Below are 16,643 nucleotides of genomic sequence, written 5' to 3' on the forward strand. Positions count from 1 at the left end.
TTCAGCGGTTTTTTTATTTTGGGTGTTTTAATACAGCGGAGAGGGTTCAATTTCCAGTTGCCCGACAACACCTTTGTCGGCCTGTTCAAGGAACTGGCTGTAATAGAAGAACGGGAAATGAGAATACGACGGCTGCATCATCTGCACCAGTAATTCACTGCGTCCGTCAATCCAGACAGTGTCTTTCCAGCCGTAATCCTGCGGCTGCGGTGACTGACCGTTATGGCTGATCACCTTAAAACGCACACCGCTGATATGGAACGGCTGCGGGGTATCGGTTGTGACAGCCCAGCGCTCCCAGTTACCCTGCTGTGTGCGGATATCGGTACGGCTCATGTCCCACATCGCGCCGTTAATTGCCGGCGGTGATAAACTGAGTGACACATCGCGGTTACGGACACCGGTCGTGATTTGTGTCGGATCCTGAATCAGGGTGGCCGGTAAATTATCCGTTACCAGCGAAATCAGGCCGGTTGCGCGGATAGTCAGCACGTTGGTATTCACCAGCGTATTTGAAGTCTCAAACAGACTTTTAAAACGCTCTGTCAGCGTGGCGGATTCCCCCGCGGTGATAGTCAGTGTTTCCGTTTTTGACATATCGATCAGCACTTCGCGCCGTTCGCCCGGCGACAGGGACAGCACCTCAACCGCCACCGGTGATGGCAGCAGGCCCTGATCGGAAGCGATCATATAGAACGGACGACCGTCACTGAGTTTCAGTTCAAAGCGCCGGGCGTTTGCGGCATTGACCATGCGCAGCCGGATCCAGCCTTTTGACACTTCCAGATACGGATCTTCCGCACCGTTGACGATCAGCCGGTCACCGATAAACATACCGTTATCTTCCGTGCGGTACTCCGGCGACCCGAAGGAATCCAGACGCTTATCCTGAATGATCAGCGGGAAATCATTGACGCCGTACTCTTTCGGCAGCGGCAGATTACGGCTTTCCTCATCATCCACAATCCACATGCCGGCAAGCCCGTGATAAACGTGCGGTGCCATCCGGTTCGGAGTATTGGCATGATACCAGCAGGTTGCAGCCGGCTGGCGCACCGGGATCACCGGCGACCAGTCTGTATTTGGTGAAATCAGGCGTGCGGCCCCTCCGGCAACCGTTCCCGGTACCAGCAGCCCGCTGACATTGACGGCAACCGGCTCAGACAGACGGTTGCTGTAAATCATTTTGATATCATCGCCATTACGGACACGCACAGTCGGCCCGAGATAACGGCCGTTAAAACCCCAGACACTGGCCTGATTTTTACCGTTAAATGACCAGTGAGTGCGCTGCATCGTCAGAAATAACGGCTGTCCGTTGCGGCTTTCCAGCAATGGCGGAACCGGTAACGGCTGACTGCCGCCCTCATCTGCCGCGCGGACAGACAGAGGCAGTGAACCTAAACACACCGCTAAGCCGGATGCTTGAATAAACCGGCGCCGACTCAGTGTCATAGCATCTCCGAAAAAAACGTTTCCATGATTTTTATGATTTGTACCGAACACCCGTATGCCGGTGAGCAGACAGAGACATCCGTGTTATCTTTTCATGAAGGGCATACGCTTAACAACGGAGTGTTAAGCGTATGATATAGCGGATGAAGAGCAATTCCTAAACTTATCTATGATAAGTTGCAAAATAATAAGACTGCTATTGTGTAACGGGCGTGACAGTCACGGAAATTAAGCGTCTTTACGGCCCTTTTGTTTTTCCATTTCAATCACTTCCTTATCCAGCTCCGCGATACGTTTGATCATCATCTGACGGCAGTCTTCGGCCAGTTCACGCACCTGCTCACGGCTGTATTTTGAGGTATCAACCGGCGGCAGCATATCCACAATCACCACACCGTTATTCCAGCGGTTCAGTTTGATGCGTCCCTGAGTGGTGGATACACACACCGGCACTACCGGCACACCGGCTGCCATTGCTGCATGGAAAGCACCGGTTTTAAACGGCAGCATACCGCGACCGCGGCTGCGTGTGCCTTCCGGGAACATCCAGACAGAGATATTACGCTTTTTGATCTGCTCCGCCACCTGGGTAATGGTGTTATGGGCTTTGCTGCGGTTGCTCCGGTCGATCAGGATATTCCCCGAAATCCAGTACAGCTGCCCGAAAAACGGGATCCAAATCAGGCTGCGCTTTCCGACAGTCACCGTGCGCGGCTGCACCGCATTCGACATGGTGATCATGTCATAGTTGTTCTGATGGTTACCCACATACACACAGGAACCGTAGTGTTTGGCTTCTTCCGGAATGCGGTACACCATTTTGATGCCGAAAACATAAGAAAGCTTGCCGTACATGCGCCCGAAGGTCATCACATGCTTCGGGTTACGCGGGCTGGTCAGGCAGATCAGGATACCGGCCAGGCTGCCGACAATACAATAAATAATAACGATGATAATACGTAAAATGGCTAACATGCGTCCCCCGCAAAATGGCCTTTTAAGAAAAGCGGGGCAATCATTGCCCCGTGAATAGTATCGCTGTTAATACCGGATATTACGCCTTCGGCTCCGGTTCAGAAATATCAATCCGTTCGATCTTCTTCTGCATGCCGCGCGGCAGCGCCGTACCGCGGCGTCCGCGCTCAGCACGGAATTTTTGCAGCTCTTCCGGACGCAGCGTCAGTTTACGCTTGCCGAAATGCAGTGTCACACTGGCATCCGGGCGGATCACAAACAGATGTGCCAGGCCGTCTTCCCCGGCCGCCGCCGCCGCAGAGGTAATGGAGATAATCTTATTCCCCTTCCCTTTTGACAACTGCGGCAGGTCACCGACAGGGAACAGCAGCATCCGCCCTTCCTGCGATACTGCCAGCAGGAGATCGTTCTCCTCATCATTCACCTCAATCGGTGTCATGACTTTTGCGTTATCCGGCAGCGTGATCAGCACTTTCCCGGCTTTGTTTTTCGCGACCAGGTCACTGAAGGTACAGATAAAGCCGTAACCGGCATCCGAGGCCATCAGGTACTTCTGATTTTCATCATTCATCAGCACCTGTTCAAACACAGCTCCCGGCGGCGGTGTCAGCTTGCCGGTCAGCGGCTCGCCCTGACCACGCGCCCCCGGCAGTTCCAGCGGATCGAGCGAGTAACTGCGCCCGGTGGAATCAAGGAATACCACCGGCTGATTACTTTTACCCCGTGCCGCACCGAGGAACGCATCACCCGCTTTGTAGTTCATACCGGACGGGTCGATATCATGGCCTTTGGCGCTGCGCACCCAGCCCATCTGTGACAGCACAACGGTCAGCGGCTCGGACGGCAGAATGTCATGGTCGCTCATGGCTTTCGCCTCTTCGCGCTCATTGAGCGGGGAGCGGCGATCGTCACCGTACTGTCTGGCGTCTTCCTCAAGCTCTTTTTTCAGCAGCGTGTTCATACGACGCTCAGAGCCGAGGATTGCCTGTAATTTATCACGCTCTTTCGCCAGCTCATCCTGCTCGCCGCGGATTTTCATCTCTTCGAGTTTGGCTAAATGGCGTAATTTCAGTTCGAGGATGGCTTCCGCCTGAGTATCGCTCAGCCCGAAGCGATCCATCAGAACCGGTTTCGGCTCATCTTCCGAACGGATGATGTCAATCACTTCATCAATGTTGAGATACGCGAGCAGCAAACCATCGAGAATATGCAGACGGCGCAGCACTTTTTCCAGCCGGTGATTCAGGCGGCGGCGCACCGTTTCGCGGCGGTAAACCAGCCACTCATTAAGGATCTCAACCAGCCCTTTAACCGCAGGACGTCCGTCCAGGCCGATCATATTCAGGTTGATGCGGTAGCTTCTTTCCAGATCCGTGGTCGCAAACAGGTGAGTCATCACCTGATCAAGATCGATCCGGTTACTGCGCGGTACAACCACCAGACGGGTCGGGTTTTCGTGATCCGACTCATCGCGCAGATCTTCCACCATCGGCAGTTTTTTCGCCCGCATCTGTGCCGCTATCTGCTCCAGCACTTTCGCGCCGGAAACCTGGTGCGGCAATGCGGTGATCACCGCATTACCGTCCTCAATTGTCCACACGGCGCGCATACGCACAGAGCCGCGACCGGATTTGTAGATCTTACGGATATCTTCCGGCCCGGTGATGATTTCCGCTTCTGTCGGATAATCCGGGCCCGGGATAAACGCCATCACCTTTTCGAGGGACAGAGACGGCTTGTCGATCAGCGCCAGCAGGGCACCGGTTACTTCACGGGCGTTGTGCGGCGGAATATCCGTTGCCATACCGACTGCGATCCCGGTGGTACCGTTAAGCAGAATGTTCGGCAGGCGCGCCGGTAACATTTTCGGCTCCTGCATCGTGCCGTCAAAGTTCGGCACCCAGTCTGCGGTGCCGTGTCCCAGTTCACTGAGCAGCACTTCCGCATATTTTGACAGGCGCGATTCGGTATAACGCATGGCGGCGAAGGATTTCGGATCATCCGGTGCCCCCCAGTTCCCCTGTCCGTCCACCAGCGGGTAGCGGTAAGAGAACGGCTGCGCCATCAGTACCATCGCCTCATAACAGGCGCTGTCGCCGTGCGGATGGTATTTACCCAGCACGTCACCGACAGTACGGGCGGATTTTTTGTATTTGGCGGAGTTGCTTAACCCCAGTTCAGACATGGCATACACGATACGCCGCTGAACCGGTTTTAACCCGTCGCCGATAAAAGGGAGTGCCCTGTCCATGATGACGTACATGGAATAGTTGAGGTAGGCATTCTCTGTAAAATTATGCAGCGCCTGGCGCTCCACACCGTCATGAGTTATTTCACTCATTCACTCTGTTCCTCTGACCTTTTGTGCCGTCACGGGGTGACATCACACATCCAATTCCACCCGATCACCCTTTTCCTGCAACCAGTTACGGCGGTCTTCCGCTCGTTTCTTGCCGAGGAGCATATCCATCACCGACATCGTTTCCTGATAGTTTTCCTCACTGATAGTGAGCTGTACCAGACGCCGGGTATTCGGATCCAGGGTCGTTTCACGCAACTGACTGGGATTCATTTCCCCCAGCCCTTTAAAACGCTGCACATTCGGTTTGCCGCGCTTGCGGCTTAATTTATCCAGAATCGCATTTTTCTCGTTTTCATCGAGGGCGTAATGCACCTCTTTGCCGAGGTCGATACGATAGAGCGGCGGCATAGCCATATAGACATGACCGGCTTTCACCAGCGCCGGGAAGTGACGCACAAACAGCGCGCACAGCAGGGTGGCGATATGCAGCCCGTCCGAGTCTGCATCCGCGAGGATACAGATTTTGCCGTAACGGAGGGTGCTTAAATCGTCACTGTCCGGATCGATACCGATAGCCACGGAAATATCATGCACTTCCTGAGACGCCAGCACTTCATCAGACGACACTTCCCAGGTATTCAGTATCTTCCCGCGCAGCGGCATGATGGCCTGGAATTCGCGGTCACGTGCCTGTTTGGCCGAGCCGCCCGCCGAGTCCCCTTCCACCAGAAACAGTTCGGTCTGATTCAGATCCTGGGATGAACAGTCCGCCAGTTTTCCCGGCAGTGCCGGGCCTGACGTCAGTTTTTTGCGCACCACTTTTTTCGCGGCCCGCAGACGGCGCTGGGCGCTGGCAATCGCCATTTCCGCCAGCTGTTCCGCAGCCTGCACATTCTGGTTGAGCCACAGACTGAAGGCATCCTTCACCACGCCGCTGACAAATGCCGCGCACTGACGTGATGACAGACGTTCTTTGGTCTGACCGGCAAACTGCGGATCCTGCATCTTCACGGAAAGCACATACGTACAGCGCTCCCAGATGTCGTCAGCGGATAACTTCACGCCGCGCGGCAGAATATTACGGAATTCGCAGAACTCGCGGATGCCGTCAAGCAGCCCCTGACGCAGGCCATTGGCATGAGTACCGCCCAGCGGGGTCGGGATCAGGTTGACGTAGCTTTCGGTCAGCAGTTCGCCGCCTTCCGGCAGCCACAGCAGCGCCCAGTCCACCTCTTCATTGTCCCCGGCATGTTTGCCGGTAAACGCCGCTTCCGGCAGGGTCACCAGGCCGTTGACGTTTTCCATCAGGTAATCGGTCAGACCATCCTGATAGCACCAGCGCTGTTCAGTCTCGTTCACATTATCTTTGAAAAGGATCTCAACCCCCGGGCACAACACCGCTTTGGCTTTCAGCAGATGCACCAGCCGGGAAACAGAGAAGCGCGGACTGTCAAAAAACTGCTCATCCGGCCAGAAATGCACACTGGTACCGGTGTTGCGTTTGCCGCACTGCCCGATGACAGCCAGTTCACTGACTTTGTCACCATTTTCAAAGGCAATCTGATAAACCTGTCCGTCACGGCGGACAGTCACTTCGGTGCGTTTTGACAACGCATTGACCACGGAAATACCTACCCCGTGAAGGCCACCGGAAAACTGATAGTTTTTATTGGAGAACTTCCCTCCGGCATGCAGGCGGGTCATGATCAGTTCGACCGCAGAGACTTTTTCTTCCGGGTGCATATCCACCGGCATCCCGCGCCCGTTGTCAATCACTTCAACAGACTGATCTTTATGCAAAATGACTTCGACAGATTTAGCGTGACCGGCTAAAGCTTCATCGACGCTGTTGTCGATAACTTCCTGAGCAAGGTGATTCGGCCGCATCGTGTCCGTGTACATACCCGGACGGCGGCGGACAGGCTCCAAACCACTGAGGACTTCAATATCCTCTGCGTTATAAGATGATTGCGTCATGTTGGATTATCGGTTTTTCGCTAAAAAATAAACAAAATACGTGAATGATACTGGCGATAATACCAGTCCCGGATAAATTTAAATACGATTTTTCATTAATGGCCGAGGCCGAGGAACTCAATTATCTGCGGAAAATAGCGCTGAAATCCGGTAAATGCGTGGTTTCCGCCGGATTCAATCGTCTGTTTGCATGCCACCAGATGGGTGACCGCCTGACGGTAATCCAGCACTTCATCACCGGTCTGCTGCAATAACCAGATCAAATCCGGTGATTCAACGGGATCGGTAAAGATCGCCCGTAAATCCTGCATATGGTGCGGTTCGAGGGTATAACGCTCGCCGGTATAGGGGTTTTCATTCTCCCCGAGGTAGTCCTGAAGTAAATCAAACGGATACACCGCCGGATTGACCACCACCGCAGGGACATCAAACGCCTGTGACAGCCAGAGGGCAAAATACCCGCCCAGCGACGACCCGACAATGCCGGTATTCTCACCGGCCAGCGAGTTCATCAGATCTTCCAGAAACAGTGCGGCGTCATCCGGATAGCAGGGGATCTGCGGCTGTAACATCCGGATCGCCGGATGGTGCTCTGCCAGCCACGCTTTCAGCATCGTCCCTTTTTCTGACAGCGGGGAACTGTTGAAGCCGTGCAGATAAAGGAGCGTTGCCATCAGTAACCGTCCGAACCCAGGTCGGGGCTGAATTCATCCGTATCGAGCCGGAACAGCTGTGTCGTCAGCGACGGACTATCACCGGTGGTCAGTTCCAGATAACGCCAGCCCGGCGCGGCGGTATCCAGCGTAAAATTAGTACAGTGCGGTTTAAACTGGACACAGGTTGATGGCGTGGCCAGCATACGGATGCCATTCCACATCACATCCATATCCTGGTGAATATGTCCGCACAAAATGCCTTCAATATTCTGATAACGGGTCAGAACCTCCGCCAGCATATGGGAGTTGCGCAGACTGTGCTGATCAAGCCAGGTACAGCCGGATGCCAGCGGATGGTGATGCAGCATCACAACGGTATGGCGGTCAGGCTGCTGCGCCAGGCAGTTATCCAGCCAGATAAGCTGGTCATCACTCAGTTCGCCGTGCGGCACGCCCTGAACCTGGCTGTCGAGCAGCAGGATCTGCCACTGCTCCCCGATCAGCACCTGCTTGGAGGAGGAGATACCGGCGGCGGCCAGTTCCTGTGCCATCGACGGCTGATAATCGTGATTCCCCGGCAGCCAGACACACGGCGCCGGTAAACGGGCAATACCGTCCGTAAACCGCTGATAGGCCCGGGTGCTCTGGTCCTGAACCAGATCACCGGTGGCCACAATCAGGTCAGCCGGTAACTGCTGTTTTACGATAGCATCCAGCACGGCGTGGTAACTGTGCAGAGTATTAATGCCCAGCAGCGTGTCTGTTTCACCGGCAAAAAGATGCGTATCGGTAATCTGTAAAATTCGGACCGCAGCGCCGTCAGCCACGGGCAAGTGCAACGGGGTTTCCAATCGATGTCCTTGTTATTTTAATAACTAACATATAATGATAACGTGTTTCGGCGAAGAAGATCTGCAATCCCGCACACAATTCCCCGGTTGCGTATAAAAAAATCCGGATTATTTATCCCGCCATGTTGTGCGTATACGTTCATAGTGCAGTGTAAGCCACTGAATTGCAATGACAGTTGCTGCGTTGTCGATCACACCTTTTTCAACCCATTCATACGCCTGCTCACGGCTGACCACATGAACACGGATGTCTTCATTCTCCTGCGCCAGCCCGTGAACCCCGCCTGCCGCCGCGGTATCCGCCTCGCCGATATACACATACATCCGCTCGGATGTCCCGCCCGGGCTTGAAAGATAGCTCAGTGCGAAGGTGCAGCGGCCGATTTTCAGCCCCGCTTCCTCTTCCGCCTCACGCCGCACCACATCTTCAGCGGATTCCCCGCTTTTATCGATCATCCCGGCCACCGCTTCCAGCAGCCAGGGGGTCTGACTGCTTTCAATGGCGGGCAGACGAATCTGTTCAATCAGTACAACTTCATCACGAACCGGGTCATACGGCAAAATAACGCCGGCATTTCCCCGTTCGAATACTTCGCGGCGGATTTCCGGGCTCCAGCCGCCCTCAAATAACCGGTGACGGAAACGGTATTCATTAATCTTAAAAAATCCTGAAAACAGGGTTTTCTGACTGATTATCTCCACGTCATCGCTGCTGAACGCAAAAGGCAATCCGGATGTGCGTTTCATACTATTTTCTCCGCCAATATATCAATTATCAGTGATAATGACCTTTTTCCTCTGCTGAGATAAAGAAATTTTCATCCCGTTGAGGTAAAGTTAAGCTAATTTAACCCGGAAGGCACAAACGGCTACCTTTATTAGCGAGCGGACTCTGCTAGAATTAAAGCCATTTGGTGCTTCCCGTGAGGCAACTGACAGATTAGCGCTGTGCAAAAAGGAATCCTAATGAAGAAACTGCTTTCTCTTCTCATTGCTGTGAGTGTGGCAGGTTTCAGCTCTGTCACCCAGGCTGAAGACCTCCTGCAGGTTTATCAAAAAGCGAAAGAGACCAACCCGACCCTCCGTCAGACTCAGGCTGAACGTAACCAGGCGTTTGAAAAAATTAACGAAGCCCGCAGTCCGTTACTGCCGCAGTTAGGTTTAAGCGGGGGTTATAATTATAACAGTGGTTACCGTGATAACAGTAATCAACGTAATAATGCACTGAATGCACAGCTGGGACTGACTCAGACGATTTTTGATATGAGCAAATGGCGTCAGCTGAACCTGCAGGAACAAACTGCCGGGATCAGTGACATCACATTCCAGAGCGCACAACAGCAGCTGATTGTCGATACCGCCGTTGCTTACTTTAATGTTCTGCGCGCGCTGGATACCCTGTCCTTCGTACAGGCACAGAAAGAAGCCGTCTACCGTCAGCTGGATCAGACCACTCAGCGTTTCAATGTTGGCCTGGTCGCCATTACTGACGTACAGAACGCCCGTGCTAACTACGACAGTGTTCTGGCTCAGGAAGTGGCAGGCCGTAACGATGTCGAAAACGCCATTGAAGTGCTGCGTCAGGTGAGCGGTATTTATTACAGCGAATTAGCCTCTCTGGATGTTAACCGCTTTAAAACCAATGCCCCGGATGCCATCGAAGCCCTGCTGAAAGAAGCACAGGAACGTAACCTGAATCTGCTGAGCGCCACACTGAGCCGTAATCTGGCGAAAGAGCAAATCAGCCTGGCAGAATCCGGTCACTATCCGACGGTAGGTCTGACTGCCAGTACCGGGGTTACCAACACAGACTACAGCGGCAGCGGCTACCCTAATGGCCGTCCGGATAACAGCTACGCCGGCCAGAGCTCCATCGGTGTGAACGTCAGTATCCCGCTGTACACCGGCGGCAACGTCTCATCACAGGTTGATCAGGCTCAGTACGGCTATACCGCCGCCAGTGAAAAGCTGGAAGCGACACTCCGTCAGGTGGTGCAGACCACCCGCTCTTCTTACAACAATATCAACGCCTCAATCAGCAGCGTGAACGCCTACAAACAGGTTGTGACCTCGGCGGAAAGCTCACTCAATGCAACCGAAGCCGGTTATCAGGTGGGTACCCGTACGATTGTGGATGTGCTGAACGCCACCACTACCCTGTATGAAGCGAAGAAAAGCCTGTCCAATGCCCGTTATGACTATCTGATTAACCAGCTTTATATCGGTCAGGCACGCGGTACACTGAATGAAGACGATATCCTGCGTCTCAACCAGGTGCTGGGTAAAACCATTTCCACATCACCGGCTTCCGTGGCACCGACCACCCGCTGATTTTCGTATTGTGATGATAAAAAAACCCGCCTTCGGCGGTTTTTTTTATGTTTTTGCTATTTTTACGGATAATCCTTCTGCCGGGCAGTTAAATATCAGGTTATATACCGGAAACCGCAATATAATTACCCCCGTAATGTGTACTTTATCCGTAAAAATACCGCCATACCGGTATCTTTTTTTTCTGTTAATCTGATTTAATTGACGTCAGACGCAAAAATCCGATTATTACTTTAATTTAACACAATTTTCCCCTATCCTAGACAGATATTACCTCCCCATAAAACCGTTTCCGGATATAACGACGATGACAATGAAACGCACCAAAAATATTAACCGCGATGCTTTCCGCAAAACCTGGCGTCAGTATCGCCTGGCACCTGTTGCGGCTGCTGTCGGCGCTGTTCTGATGTTAACCGCCTGCGATGAAGCCGATGAAACCGTTGCGCTCTACACCACCGCAGAGCAGTGCTCCGCCGCGAACCCGTCACAGGCCGGTGAATGTACCACCGCTTATAACAACGCACTGGAAGAGGCGGCAAAAACCGCACCGAAATATGCCACCCGCGAAGATTGTGTGGCGGAATTCGGTGAAGCCCAGTGTACCCAGGCACCAACAGAACTGGCAAACAACAGCCAGCAGCAGCCTGCCCAGGCCTCCGGCAGCTTCTGGATGCCGCTGATGGCCGGTTATATGATGGGCCGTATGATGGGTGGCGGTGCCGCAAACTCTCAGCCGCTGTTCACGTCCCGTAACCCGGCAAGCCCGGCCAACGGTAAATTTGTTGATGCCACCGGCAAGAACTACGGCTCTGCCACCGGCGGGCGCTCCATGACGGTACCGAAAACCGCCATGGCACCAAAACCGGCCACCACAACCACCACTACACGCGGTGGCTTCGGTGACAGCGTGGCGAAACAGAACACCATGCAGCGCTCATCCGGCAGCAGCTCATCCTCCCGTTCAATGGGCGGCTGATTTACATGAAACGTACAGCGATTAACGAGCGCCCTGACTGGCGCGGGAAAGCCGAGGAATTCGGCTTTCATTTTCATACCATGTACGACGAGCCGTACTGGTCAGAAGATGCCTGTTATCAGTTCACTCTGGCACAAATCGATGAAATCGAGGAAGTGACCAACGAACTGCATCAGATGTGTCTTCAGGTGGTGGATAAGGTCACACAAAGTGACGAGCTGATGACCCGTTTCCAAATCCCGAAACACTGTTGGGATTTCGTGCGTGAGTCATGGGCAACCCGCCAGCCGTCACTTTATTCACGTCTGGATCTGGCCTATGACGGCGTTAACCCGCCGAAATTACTGGAAAACAATGCGGATACGCCGACATCACTGTATGAATCCGCTTTCTTCCAGTGGATCTGGCTGGAAGACCAGATTGCCGCCGGTAACCTGCCGGAAAATGCCGATCAGTTCAATGCCATCCAGGAAAAGCTGATTGAGCGTTTCGGGGTGCTGGCGGAAGAGTACGGGTTCCGTTATCTGCACATGGCCTGCTGTCAGGATTCCGTGGAAGATCGCGGCACTATCCAGTATTTACAGGACTGCGCACAGGAAGCCGGTATCACCACTGATTTTCTGTTTATTGAAGATATCGGGCTGGGCGATCGCGGTGAGTTTACTGATCTTCAGGATCAGGTTATCAGCAATATGTTTAAACTCTATCCGTGGGAATTTATGATGCGGGAGATTTTCTCCACCAAGCTGGCAGATGCCGGTGTACGCTGGCTGGAACCGGCCTGGAAGAGCATCATCTCCAACAAAGCCCTGCTGCCGGTGCTGTGGGAAATGTTCCCGGATCACCCGAACCTGCTGCCGGCCTATTTTGCGGATAAACCGTATCCGGAAATGGAGAGCTACGTCATCAAGCCGCTGTTTTCCCGCGAAGGTGCCAATATCCGTATTATCGAAAACGGCAAAGAAATTGCTGCCGCGGATGGCCCTTACGGTGAAGAAGGTATGATTGTCCAGCAGTTCCATCCCCTGCCGAAATTCGGCGACAGCTATACCCTCGTGGGCAGCTGGCTGGTGAATGATGAATCTGCCGGGATCTGCATCCGTGAAGATAAAGAGCTTATCACCCAGGATCTCTCCCGTTTCTATCCGCATGTCATTATTGACTGACGAATAGTCTCTGGCTGATACAAAAATCCCCGCGATATCCGGTATCGCGGGGATTTTTTATAACGAAAAGACATCGTCAGCCGACTTTCACCGTCAGCATACTCAGTGAACCGGATTCAATGCCATCCACCGGCACGGTGACAGGCTCACTGCCCTGCCGCATACCGAGAATATAGAGCAGCGGCAGATAGTGCTCCGGCGACGGATTCGACCGTTTGCCGTCTTCGCGCTCAAGTGCATTCACCAGCGGATGCGGCCGGGTGTCGCTCTCCAGATTATCACGCACAAAATTATTAAAACTCACAGCCCACGGATACGGCTCCGCCTGTGCATTTTGCCAGTCCATCTCACGCAAATTATGCACCACATTACCGCTGCCGAGCACCAGCACACCTTCATCACGCAGTGACGCCAGCTTACGGCCGGTATCATAATGCCACTGTGCCGGTTTGCTGCCGTCGAGGCTGAGCTGCACCACCGGGATATCCGCATCCGGGTACATTTTCACTAAGATCCCCCAGCTGCCGTGATCTAACCCCCACTCGCCGTGATCTTCACCGATATTATCATCACTGAGCAGATCTTTTACCCGTGCCACCAGCGCTGAGGATCCGGGAGCCGGATATTCAGTTTCATGCAGCGCAGGCGGAAAACCGCGAAAATCGTGGATGGTACGCGGGTGTGCGGCAGATGTCAGCCATGCACCCTGCGTATACCAGTGCGCGGAAATCACCAGAATAGCGGACGGACGCGGCATCTGCTCTCCCAGCTGCCGCCAGGTTTCGGTATAACGGTTGGTTTCCAGGACATTCATCGGGCTGCCGTGACCCGCAAACAGAGCCGGTAATCGTTTCATTGCTGACCTCACACAAAAATTGTTCACTGAGATCAGTGTATGCCATTCCGGGATTTATCACGCAGGGTAATCATGATGGAGTTATTCAAAAAATATGACGGGAGAGCGGAGACAAAAATGCCGCTGTGTCAGCAGCGGCATTCTCAGGATTTCAGTCTTGTTCAGTTACTGACCCTGTCAGTGATTTCAGCCCGCTTTCGCCATTAACTGTTCGCGGTACTGTACCAGATCATCAATCGTCACAACCGGCATATCATGGGCTTTTGCAAACACAATGACTTCCGGTGCGCGGGCCATTGAGCCGTCATCGTTGGTCAGTTCACACAGCACACCGTACGGCTTCAGACCGGCGAGTGTCGCCAGGTCAACAGAGGCTTCGGTATGACCGCGGCGGGTTAACACACCACCGTTCTGCGCACGCAGCGGGAATACATGACCGGGACGGTTCAGATCCGCCGGAACAGCGCCATCGGCCACCGCAGCGCGGATGGTGGTGACGCGGTCAGCCGCAGACACCCCGGTGGTCACACCGTGAGCGGCTTCAATCGTGACGGTAAAGCCGGTTTTGAACTGGCTGGAGTTGTTCTCCACCATCATCGGCAGCTCAAGCTGCTGACGGCGTTCGTCAGTCAGGCACAGGCACACAATACCGCTGCCGTGGCGGATGGTCAGTGCCATCTGCTCAACGGTGATGGTTTCGGCGGCGAACACCATGTCGCCTTCGTTTTCGCGGTTTTCATCATCGAGTACCATCACACCCCGTCCCTGACGGATAGCTTCAATGGCACGTTCTGCACGTTCAATCGGATTGCCGTAATCTGATAACAGCGTCTGATTCATGGTAAATAAACCTCATCGTAATTAAAAATGATTACCAGAACCAGGGCATCTTAGGAGTTGCATACATATCATAACATCATGCCGCAGCAGGCTGTCACCCGCACAGATAATTGATGATATGCGATCGGACGGGCAGATATTGCCCGGCTGATGCTGACTCTCTCCCATCCGGACTATAACCGTCGGCCCCGGAATTACACCGGATCTGCTGACCTTCACCTGGGTGAAGCGCTCGCGGGCTTCATTCGCAATGGAATGTTTACCGCCGGTGGGGACTTTCACCCCGCCCTGAGATAGCGTGATCACTATACCCCCGATAAATCATCTCAGCCAGTGGTTATTTTTACCGGGGGCTCAAAATGAGAACTCAGACTGGTTCAGAATCCCGTAACAGGTTACTATTTGCGGCATAACGATCCTCCGGCTCAGAAAGGAAAACTCATGATTGACCCGAAAAAAATTGAACAGATTGCCACACAGCTGCAAAGCGCGCTGCCGAAAGGTGTGCGGGAGATCGGAGCGGATATCGATAAAAAGATGCGTGCCATTTTACAGTCACAGCTCGGCAAACTGGATTTAGTCAACCGCGAAGAGTTTGATGTGCAGACTCAGGTGCTGCTGCGCACCCGCGAAAAACTGTCGCAGATGGAAAAACGTCTGACAGAGCTGGAAGCGCGCCTGGCGGAAAAAGGCGGCGAGTAATGACAACAGGAGATACGCCGTGCGTATCTCCTGCATAATCAGCCGGTTACTTTGATTTATTGATCGTATTGATGATATTGGTGGTGGAAATGCCATCCTCAAAATTGAGGACTTTCACTTCCCCGCCTGCTGCCCACACTTCCTCACTGCCGGCAATCTCCTCCGGACGATAATCCCCGCCCTTCACCAGCACATCAGGCAGAACAGAAGCAATCAGACGCTGCGGCGTATCTTCCTCAAACGGCACCACCCAGTCCACTGCACCCAGCGCGCCGAGCACAATCATCCGCTGATCCAGCGGGTTAACCGGACGGCTTTCGCCTTTCAGACGTTTGGTGGAAGCATCACTGTTCACTGCCACAATCAGGCGATCCCCCAGTTTGCGCGCATTGGCAAGGTAAGAGACGTGCCCGGCGTGCAGAATGTCGAAACAGCCGTTGGTCATCACCACTTTCTCGCCGCGCTGACGGGCATCCGCCACCGCCTGATGCAGTTCTGCTTCAGTCATCACACCAAAGCCGTTATCACTGCGGCCGCGCACAGCATTTTCCAGCTCAACCGGTGATACGGTGGATGTCCCCAGCTTACCGACCACAACGCCTGCAGCGGCATTGGCCAGCGCGCAGGATTCATCCAGGGTTTTCCCGGCAGCCAGCGAGGTTGCCAGCACACCGATTACCGTGTCCCCGGCACCGGTCACATCAAACACTTCCTGCGCCTGTGTCGGCAGATGCAGGGCAGGCTGTCCCGGACGCAGCAGGCTCATGCCCTGCTCGGAGCGGGTCACCAGCAGTGCCTGCAAATCGAAATCACGGATAACGTTCAGCCCTTTTTCTTCGATATCGGCATTATCAGTGCATTTCCCGGCTACGGCCTCAAACTCAGACATATTCGGCGTCAGCAGGGTGGCACCACGATAACGGGCGAAATCGGTGCCTTTCGGGTCGATCAGGATCGGCACGCCGGATTTACGGGCCAGTGCGATCATCTCTTCCACATGCGCCAGTGCGCCTTTGGCATAATCAGACAGCACCAGCGCACCGATATGCGGCAGTGCCTGTGCGATACGCTCAAGCATCGGCTGCGGATCGACATCCGAAAAACCTTCTTCAAAATCCAGGCGGATCAGCTGCTGACTGCGGGATAATACGCGCAGCTTGGTAATCGTCGGGTGTGTCGGCAGGCCGACAAAATCACAGCGGACTTTCACATCATTCAGGCGCTCGGTCAGTGCGCGGGCGGCGTCATCAATACCGGTCAGACCCACGAGGCGGGAATTTGCGCCCAGAGACGCAATATTCATGGCCACGTTTGCCGCGCCGCCGGGACGCTCTTCAATTTCAGTGACTTTCACCACCGGTACCGGGGCTTCCGGGGAGATCCGGCTGGTCGGCCCGTGCCAGTAACGGTCTAACATCACATCACCGACGACTAAAACTGCGGCATTCTGAAAATCCGGGAGTGTTACTTTCATTCCCTGCTCCACCTTATTGAATAACGAAATTATTGCCGATAATATCACAAACCGGCCGCCGGACAGAAAATCCGCGTGC

At 53.9% G+C, this 16,643-nt stretch carries 14 protein-coding genes and 1 riboswitch; of the genes, 4 read left to right on the plus strand and 10 right to left on the minus strand.

The window, feature by feature from the left end; all coding sequences use genetic code 11:
• Window positions 1-27 precede the first annotated feature (27 nt).
• The 7 genes from ftsP to nudF form a co-directional block, all read right to left on the minus strand.
• Entirely contained in the window at window positions 28-1,455 is a 1,428-nt protein-coding gene (gene ftsP, locus N7387_RS04900) for a cell division protein FtsP (RefSeq protein ID WP_262882955.1), read from the minus strand.
• Between the two features lie 228 nt (window positions 1,456-1,683).
• On the minus strand, window positions 1,684-2,430 hold the full coding sequence (locus N7387_RS04905; protein ID WP_279797351.1) for a 1-acylglycerol-3-phosphate O-acyltransferase: 747 nt from the start codon (window positions 2,428-2,430) through the stop codon (window positions 1,684-1,686).
• A 79-nt stretch (window positions 2,431-2,509) separates the two neighbouring features.
• Entirely contained in the window at window positions 2,510-4,771 is a 2,262-nt protein-coding gene (gene parC / locus N7387_RS04910; RefSeq protein ID WP_279797352.1) for a DNA topoisomerase IV subunit A, read from the minus strand.
• A 42-nt stretch (window positions 4,772-4,813) separates the two neighbouring features.
• Window positions 4,814-6,709, minus strand: coding sequence for a DNA topoisomerase IV subunit B (gene parE / locus N7387_RS04915; RefSeq protein ID WP_279797354.1), 1,896 nt, complete (start codon window positions 6,707-6,709; stop codon window positions 4,814-4,816).
• A gap of 95 nt (window positions 6,710-6,804) precedes the next feature.
• The gene (gene yqiA / locus N7387_RS04920; protein WP_262862664.1) at window positions 6,805-7,383 is read right to left on the minus strand and encodes an esterase YqiA; all 579 of its coding nucleotides are present in this window, start codon (window positions 7,381-7,383) and stop codon (window positions 6,805-6,807) included.
• Window positions 7,383-8,216 carry a 3',5'-cyclic-AMP phosphodiesterase gene (cpdA, locus tag N7387_RS04925; protein ID WP_279797357.1) on the minus strand — a complete coding sequence of 278 codons (834 nt, stop codon included), beginning with the start codon at window positions 8,214-8,216 and terminating at the stop codon, window positions 7,383-7,385. The genes yqiA and cpdA overlap by 1 nt, the downstream gene beginning before the upstream one ends.
• Window positions 8,217-8,324: 108 nt before the next feature.
• Window positions 8,325-8,963: an ADP-ribose diphosphatase gene (gene nudF, locus N7387_RS04930; protein WP_025153801.1), complete on the minus strand. Its 639-nt coding sequence runs from the start codon at window positions 8,961-8,963 to the stop codon at window positions 8,325-8,327.
• A 219-nt stretch (window positions 8,964-9,182) separates the two neighbouring features.
• Between nudF and tolC the strand changes: the two genes are divergently transcribed.
• From tolC to N7387_RS04945, 3 genes are all read left to right on the plus strand, one after another.
• A complete protein-coding gene (gene tolC / locus N7387_RS04935) occupies window positions 9,183-10,547 on the plus strand; it encodes an outer membrane channel protein TolC (RefSeq protein ID WP_262882960.1) in 1,365 nt (454 codons plus the stop codon).
• A 313-nt stretch (window positions 10,548-10,860) separates the two neighbouring features.
• Window positions 10,861-11,526 carry a DUF1190 family protein gene (locus N7387_RS04940; RefSeq protein WP_262859039.1) on the plus strand — a complete coding sequence of 222 codons (666 nt, stop codon included), beginning with the start codon at window positions 10,861-10,863 and terminating at the stop codon, window positions 11,524-11,526.
• A 5-nt stretch (window positions 11,527-11,531) separates the two neighbouring features.
• Window positions 11,532-12,692 (plus strand): glutathionylspermidine synthase family protein, encoded by a 1,161-nt coding sequence (locus N7387_RS04945; RefSeq protein ID WP_279797363.1) that lies wholly within the window; start codon window positions 11,532-11,534, stop codon window positions 12,690-12,692.
• Between the two features lie 76 nt (window positions 12,693-12,768).
• Here N7387_RS04945 and ygiD read toward each other — a convergent pair whose 3' ends face one another.
• Window positions 12,769-13,548: a 4,5-DOPA dioxygenase extradiol gene (ygiD, locus tag N7387_RS04950; protein ID WP_274370539.1), complete on the minus strand. Its 780-nt coding sequence runs from the start codon at window positions 13,546-13,548 to the stop codon at window positions 12,769-12,771.
• A 186-nt stretch (window positions 13,549-13,734) separates the two neighbouring features.
• Window positions 13,735-14,388, minus strand: a complete 654-nt coding sequence (gene ribB / locus N7387_RS04955; protein ID WP_004237153.1) for a 3,4-dihydroxy-2-butanone-4-phosphate synthase — start codon at window positions 14,386-14,388, stop codon at window positions 13,735-13,737.
• Window positions 14,389-14,542: 154 nt separating this feature from the next.
• Window positions 14,543-14,688: riboswitch (FMN riboswitch) on the minus strand.
• Between the two features lie 141 nt (window positions 14,689-14,829).
• On the opposite strand from ribB, the gene N7387_RS04960 reads away from it, so the two are divergent.
• Complete coding sequence (locus tag N7387_RS04960; RefSeq protein ID WP_262858986.1) at window positions 14,830-15,090, plus strand: accessory factor UbiK family protein; 261 nt, start codon at window positions 14,830-14,832, stop codon at window positions 15,088-15,090.
• A 46-nt stretch (window positions 15,091-15,136) separates the two neighbouring features.
• On the opposite strand, the gene hldE is transcribed toward N7387_RS04960, so the two are convergent.
• The gene (gene hldE / locus N7387_RS04965) at window positions 15,137-16,564 is read right to left on the minus strand and encodes a bifunctional D-glycero-beta-D-manno-heptose-7-phosphate kinase/D-glycero-beta-D-manno-heptose 1-phosphate adenylyltransferase HldE (protein ID WP_262862660.1); all 1,428 of its coding nucleotides are present in this window, start codon (window positions 16,562-16,564) and stop codon (window positions 15,137-15,139) included.
• Window positions 16,565-16,643: the final 79 nt, after the last annotated feature.

Source organism: Morganella sp. GD04133 (genome assembly GCF_029835375.1).
Taxonomy (GTDB): Bacteria; Pseudomonadota; Gammaproteobacteria; order Enterobacterales; family Enterobacteriaceae; genus Morganella; species Morganella morganii_B.